The organism is Vibrio sp. 10N.222.46.A1, from assembly GCF_041473595.1.
Lineage (GTDB): Bacteria > Pseudomonadota > Gammaproteobacteria > Enterobacterales > Vibrionaceae > Vibrio > Vibrio tasmaniensis_A.
This window is the reverse complement of sequence record NZ_JBFRSN010000915.1, coordinates 1-1,686: the sequence shown is the minus strand read 5'-3', so window position 1 is coordinate 1,686 and position 1,686 is coordinate 1. Positions and strand designations below refer to the sequence as shown.

The window sequence follows — 1,686 nt, the reverse complement described above, 5'->3', positions numbered from 1 at the left end:
TATCTGGATGGTCGGTTATTCCTCAACTAAGAAAAGATTTTCCAAATATTGAGCTTGTTGAATTTCCTAGTATGGAATTGGCATTTGACGCTGTTGATCGTGGTGAGAGCTTTGCAGTACTCGACGCTAAGCCAGTGCTTGAATTTTCTTTGGATAAATTTTTCCATGCAAGATTGAAAGTTAATGAAGTGCTGTTGGACCTCAAAGCTAATTACCCAAACCAGTTCCACATTGTGTTGCAAAACAAACATCAGCAGTTCTTACCTATCCTAAATCAAGCGATTCGCACACTCACAGATGAACAGAAAGCTTTTTTATCTCAAAAATGGTTTCATCATCATGCCCTTAACTCCGGTACAACCATTCCTTATGCTGAGCTTTATGAACGAACTGCAACGGCTACGACCGAAGGTGAAATGGCTAAGATTTTGCTCAATGGAGAACCTAAGCGTCTTTATCTGAAAAAGGTTGAAACGGGCGAGCACTACTCTGAATATTTTGCCGTTGCGATACCTGAGGAGGAAATCTACAGCGCGGTCAACAAGCGACTTGTGACGTCTATTGGTGTGACAGTGCTTTTGATGAGCTTAACTTTGCCTGTAGCTTGGATATTTGGTGCGCCAATTGTTCGGCCGATACGCCAATTAAAGGCTGAAACTAGCAAGATTAAGCAGCGTGATTATGACAACGTAGCCTTACTTGACACTCGAATAAAGGAAGTTTGGGAGTTATCTGTTGCAGTCAAAGAGATGGCAACAGAGATAAAGCAGCATGAGCAGAATCAAGAGGCCTTTGTTGAATCTTTTATTAAGCTGATTGCTCAGGCGATCGATGATAAGTCCGCTTATACGGCTGGGCATTGTAACCGTGTACCAGAACTGGGTTTGATGCTGGCTGATGTGGCTGAAAAATCACAGTCTGAGCACTTCAAAGATTTTAAGTTTGAAAATGATGATGAGCGTCGTGAGTTTAGAATTGCGGCTTGGCTTCATGATTGTGGCAAGATCACGACACCTGAACACATCGTCGATAAAGGTACGAAGCTAGAAGCTAACTACAACCGAATTCACGAGGTGAGAACTCGATTTGAAGTGCTTTGGCGTGATGCAGAAATTACAGCTTTGACAAAACAACTCGAAGGGTCTCTACCGGCTGAGCTGGTAGCTGATGAACTTGCGTCAACCAAACAGCAGTTACAAGAGGACTTTGAGTTTATCGCGACATCAAACGTTGGTGGTGAATTCATGAGTGATGATAAAGTCGCACGTATTCGCTTGATAGCTGAGACTACTTGGACACGTAACTTTGATGATCAACTTGGTTTGTCACCGATAGAGGCGTTGAATCGAGAATCGAGCTCAAGCTTACCAGCGGTAGAGCCGCTGTTATGTGATAAGCCTGAACATATAGTGAAAAGAGATAGGCCGTTAGAGTTCGACCCGAAATATCAAATAAAAATGGATGTGCCTGAGCACTTATACAATCTGGGCGAAGTCTATAACCTGAGTATTGCGCGTGGCACCTTAACTGCTGAAGATAGGTTTAAGATAAATGAGCACATGCTTGGTACCATCAAGATGCTTGAAAACCTGCCATTCCCGAAAGAGCTAAGCCGTGTGCCTCGTTATGCGTCGACTCACCATGAAACACTCAAAGGCACTGGCTATCCAAGGAAGCTCACAGCAG

Annotated in this window: 1 protein-coding gene; it reads left to right on the top strand. The window is 43.5% G+C overall.

Annotation, left to right across the window (positions count from 1 at the left end; translation table 11 throughout):
• A partial coding sequence (locus AB4496_RS21955) for an HD domain-containing phosphohydrolase (RefSeq protein ID WP_372131964.1) occupies nucleotides 1-1,686 on the top strand: 1,686 nt, incomplete at both ends.